Origin of the sequence: Corallococcus sp. CA053C, assembly GCF_003611675.1 — a bacterium.
GTDB lineage: Bacteria > Myxococcota > Myxococcia > Myxococcales > Myxococcaceae > Corallococcus.
This window is the reverse complement of record NZ_RAWA01000076.1, coordinates 25,029-29,404: the sequence shown is the minus strand read 5'-3', so window position 1 is coordinate 29,404 and position 4,376 is coordinate 25,029. Positions and strand designations below refer to the sequence as shown.

The 4,376-nt window shown below is 70.0% G+C and carries 4 protein-coding genes; all 4 read left to right on the top strand.

What is annotated here, in order from left to right; translation table 11 throughout:
* Nucleotides 1-1,428: UbiA family prenyltransferase (locus D7V97_RS13335; protein WP_199728793.1), on the top strand; the 1,428-nt coding region annotated here is incomplete at its 5' end.
* Between the two features lie 13 nt (nucleotides 1,429-1,441).
* Nucleotides 1,442-2,833 carry an FAD-binding oxidoreductase gene (locus D7V97_RS13330; protein WP_120611004.1) on the top strand — a complete coding sequence of 464 codons (1,392 nt, stop codon included), beginning with the start codon at nucleotides 1,442-1,444 and terminating at the stop codon, nucleotides 2,831-2,833.
* A 16-nt stretch (nucleotides 2,834-2,849) separates the two neighbouring features.
* On the top strand, nucleotides 2,850-3,587 hold the full coding sequence (locus D7V97_RS13325) for an SDR family oxidoreductase (RefSeq protein WP_120611003.1): 738 nt from the start codon (nucleotides 2,850-2,852) through the stop codon (nucleotides 3,585-3,587).
* A complete protein-coding gene (locus D7V97_RS13320; protein WP_120611002.1) occupies nucleotides 3,588-4,175 on the top strand; it encodes a 2OG-Fe(II) oxygenase in 588 nt (195 codons plus the stop codon).
* The last annotated feature ends 201 nt before the right edge of the window (nucleotides 4,176-4,376 follow it).

Here is a 4,376-nt window from a genome sequence, read left to right as displayed (position 1 = left end):
CCCGATGCCGCCCCCGCCGTCCCGCTCGCGGTCGACCTGGACGGCACGCTGGTGCGCACGGACACCCTGCACGAGAACCTGCTCGTGCTCCTCAAGCACGCGCCGTGGTGGCTGCTGTTGGCGCCGCTGTGGATGCTCCGGGGCAAGGCCTTCTTCAAGGCGGAGGTCGCCCGCCACGCGCCGCTGGACGTCACCTCGCTGCCCTACAACGCGGAGGTGCTCACGTTCCTGCGCGAGGAGCATGCGCGCGGGCGGCGGCTCGTCCTGGCCACGGCGGCGGACCGGCGCATCGCGGACGCGGTGGCCGCGCACCTGGGCCTCTTCAGCGACGTGCTCGCGAGCGAGGCCGGCGTGAACCTGTCCGGCGCGCGGAAGCTCGCGCGGCTGCGGGAGGTGCTGGGCACCTTCGACTACGCGGGCAACGACACGGTGGACCTGGTGCTGTGGCGCGAGTGTCGGGAGGTCGTGGTGGTGCATGCCCGGGCCGGGGTGCTGCGTCAGGCCCAGGGGCTGGGCCGGCCCATGCACCGCGTGTTCGAGGCCCCCAAGGCCTCCTGGCGCGGCTGGGTGCGGGCGCTTCGGGTGCACCAGTGGGCGAAGAACGCGCTCGTCTTCGTGCCGCTGCTGGCCGCGCACAAGGCGACCCAGGGCGGCATGGCCCCGCGCGCGGTGCTCGCCTTCGTGGCCTTCAGCCTCTGCGCCTCCAGCGTGTACGTGCTCAACGACCTGCTGGACCTCGCGTCGGACCGGCGTCACCCGACCAAGTCGCGGCGCCCCTTCGCGTCGGGCGAGCTGTCGGTGCGCGCGGGCGTGGTGCTGGCGCCGGTGCTCCTGGGGCTCGCGGCGGTGGTGGCCTTGGGGACGCTGCCGCTGTCGTTCTCGGCGCTCCTGGGCGTGTACTTCGTGCTCACGCTCGCGTACTCGCTGCGGCTCAAGCAGGTGGTGATGCTGGACGTGCTGGTGCTCGCGGGCCTGTACACCGTGCGCATCTTCGGCGGCGCGCTGGCGGTGGGCGTGCCCACGTCGAGCTGGCTGTTGATGTTCAGCACCTTCCTCTTCCTGTCCCTGGCCCTCCTCAAGCGCGTGAGCGAGGTGCGGCGGCTGCGGCAGTCCAACGAGACGTCCGCCCACGGGCGCGGCTATCTGGCGCAGGACTACGAGCAGCTCGCGAGCCTGGGCGTGGCGGCAGGGCAGGTGTCCGTGCTCGTGCTCGCCCTGTACATCACCAGCAAGGAGGTCACCGCGCTGTATGGCCATCCGGAGCGGCTGTGGTTGCTGTGCCCGGTGATGCTGTACTGGGTGGGCCGCATCTGGGTGTTGGCGCACCGCGGGCTCGTGAACGAGGATCCGCTCGTCTTCGCGCTCAAGGACCGTGTCAGCTACGTCGTCGGGCTCGTCGCGGCGCTGGTGCTGTGGGTGGCGACGTGAACGGAGTCTGGCGATGAGTCCGGCGGATTCCTGGGGGCGCTTCCCACGCGTCGAGCAGCAGACGCGGTCGCTCGTCTGGCGCTCGGACACGCTGCCAAAGGTCGACGGGCCGGTGCTGCCGCATGGAATGGGCCGCAGCTATGGCGACTCCTGCCTCAACGGCGGGGGCACGCTGCTGCTCACGCCTGGGTTGGATCGGCTGATCGACTTCGATGCGGCGACCGGCGTGGTTCGCTGCGAGGCGGGCGTGTCGCTGGATACGCTCCTGCGGCTGTGCGTGCCTCGCGGCTGGTTCCTGCCGGTGACGCCGGGGACGAAGTTCGTGACGGTGGGCGGCGCCATCGCCAATGACGTGCACGGCAAGAACCACCACCGCGCTGGCACGTTCGGCCGGCATGTGCGGCGCTTTGAATTGCTGCGCTCGGACGGCAGCCGGCGGATGTGCGCGCCCGACGAGAACCCCGACTGGTTCGGGGCGACGATTGGCGGCCTGGGGCTCACGGGGCTCATCACCTGGGCGGAGGTGCAGATGGCACCCATCCGCAACCCCTTCGTGGTGCAGGAGACGGTGCCCTTCGACAACCTGGACGGGTTCCTCCGCGTGTCCGCGGAGTCCGAGGCCGACCACGACTTCACCATGTCGTGGGTGGACTGTCTGGCGCGGGGCAGGAAGCTGGGCCGGGGCCTGTTCTACCGGGGCAACTTCGCGCCGTCGCAGTTCGAGCGGCTGCCGCTCGCGAAGAGTCACCTGTCGCACGGCACCGGGCTCGCGGTGCCCATGGACCTGCCGGGCTTCTGTCTCAACCGGCTGTCGGTGTCTGCCTTCAACTTCTTGTACTACCACCGGCAGCGGGGCCGGCCGTCGCGGCAGTTGGTGCACTACGATCCGTTCTTCTACCCGCTCGACAGCGTGTACGGGTGGAACCGCATCTATGGCCGCCGGGGCTTCCTCCAGTTCCAGTGCGTGGTGCCCCACGCCACCGCGCGTGACGCGCTGAAGGAGCTGCTGGAGCGCAGTGCTCGGGGCGGTCTGCCCAGCTTCCTGTCCGTGCTCAAGACGTTCGGCGACCTGCCGTCACCCGGGTGGATGTCCTTCCCGCGCCCCGGCTACACGCTGGCCCTGGACTTCGCCAATCGTGGTGAGAAGACGTGGCGACTGGTGGAGGCGCTGGACCGCGTGACGCGCGAGGCGGGGGGCGCGGTGTATCCGGCCAAGGACGCGCGCATGAGCCCGGAGAGCTTCGCGGCGTACTTCCCCCAGCGCGACCGGTTCGCGGCGTACATCGACCCGGCCTTCTCGTCCTCCTTCTGGCGCCGGGTGAATCCGGTGTCGCTGCCCCTGCCTTCGCTGGAGGGGCGCGGAGACAGCGCGGTCCCTCCGGTGTCACTGCTCGCCCTTCGCTGACAGGCCCCTTGTCCCCATGAAGAAAGTCATCATCCTCGGCGCCACGAGCGCCATCGCCCAGGCCACGGTGCGGCTGCTCGCCGCGCGCGGGGCCTCGCTGTACCTGGTGGGCCGCAACGCGGAGAACCTGGAGGCGGTGGCCCGTGACGCGGCCACGCGCGGCGCGCCCAAGGTGGAGTTCCGGGCGCTGGACCTGAACGACTGCGAGGCGCACGCGAGCCTCGTGGAGCGGGCGTGGCAGGCCCTGGGCGGCCTGGACGGGGCCGTGCTGGCGCATGGCGTGCTGGGCGACCAGGACGCGAGCCAGCGCTCCTGGGCGGCCGCGGAGGTGGTGCTGCGCACGAACTTCCTGAGCGCCGCGTCGCTGCTGACGGAGCTGGCGAACCGCTTCGAGGCGCAGAAGGCCGGTACGTTGGTGGTGATCTCCTCGGTGGCGGGAGACCGGGGCCGGCAGAGCAACTACGTGTACGGCGCGTCCAAGGGCGCGCTGACCGTGTTCCTCCAGGGCCTGCGCAACCGGCTGGCGAAGTCCGGCGTGGCGGTGGTGACGGTGAAGCCCGGCTTCGTGGACACACCGATGACGGCGCACGTGCCGAAGAACAAGCTCTTCGCCACGCCGGAGCAGGTGGCCAAGGGGCTGCTGCGCGCCGCCGATGCGCGGAAGAACGAGGTCTACGTGCCCGGCTTCTGGGCGCTCATCATGTTCGTCATCCGGAGCATCCCGGAGCCGGTGTTCAAGAGGCTGAAGCTCTAGATGATGGCCCTCCTTCCGAATCCCGATGGGGCGCTCGGGACGAGCAATCCGCTCGTCATCACCGTCGACAACCTGCTCAGCGGTGAGGAGTGCCGTGAGCTGATTGCGCGGATTGAAGAGGCCGGGCCGACCGCGGCGCCCATCACCACGGCGGCGGGCTTCGTGATGCGCCCGGATATCCGCAACAACACCCGGGTGATGTTCGACGACGCCGCGATGGCGGCCAGTCTGTTCGAGCGCATCGTGCCCCACGTGCCGCTCCGGCTCGAGCGCGAGTGGGTGGCGTGCGGCGCGAACGAGCGACTCCGCTGCTATCGCTACGAGGCGGGCCAGTACTTCGCGCCACACTTCGATGGCGCGTTCGTACGCCACCGCGATGAACGCAGCCTGCTTACGTTCATGGTGTATTTGAATGACTGCCCGCATGGGGGCGCGACGAACTTCCTCATGCTCGGGCACTCCGTGACGCCGAGCATGGGCACCGCGCTGCTGTTCAATCACCACCTGTTTCACGAAGGCGCGGCGGTCACCGAGGGCGTCAAGTACGTGCTTCGCACGGACCTCATGTATCGGCGGGGTGGGGCGTAGCGGAGCGGGCGTGGTGCGGCCTGCCGCCTGCCGCCTGCCGCAAGTCGCAGGTGGCTGGGCTGGCTACGCCATCGCGTGCTGGCGAGCAGGTCACTTGTTCGTTTGACCTGGCTTTGTTCGGCAGCATGTTCCGTGCATGCCTTGGCTTCCGCGATGGAACCCCCGCGTCTGTAGGGACAGACGCGGGGGGCACGGCGGGCT

Coding starts and splice junctions, on each gene's coding strand:
- D7V97_RS13320 (WP_120611002.1), top strand. CDS start 3,588: ATGATGGCCCTCCTTCCGAATCCCGATGGGGCGCTCGGGACGAGCAAT.
- D7V97_RS13330 (WP_120611004.1), top strand. CDS start 1,442: ATGAGTCCGGCGGATTCCTGGGGGCGCTTCCCACGCGTCGAGCAGCAG.
- D7V97_RS13325 (WP_120611003.1), top strand. CDS start 2,850: ATGAAGAAAGTCATCATCCTCGGCGCCACGAGCGCCATCGCCCAGGCC.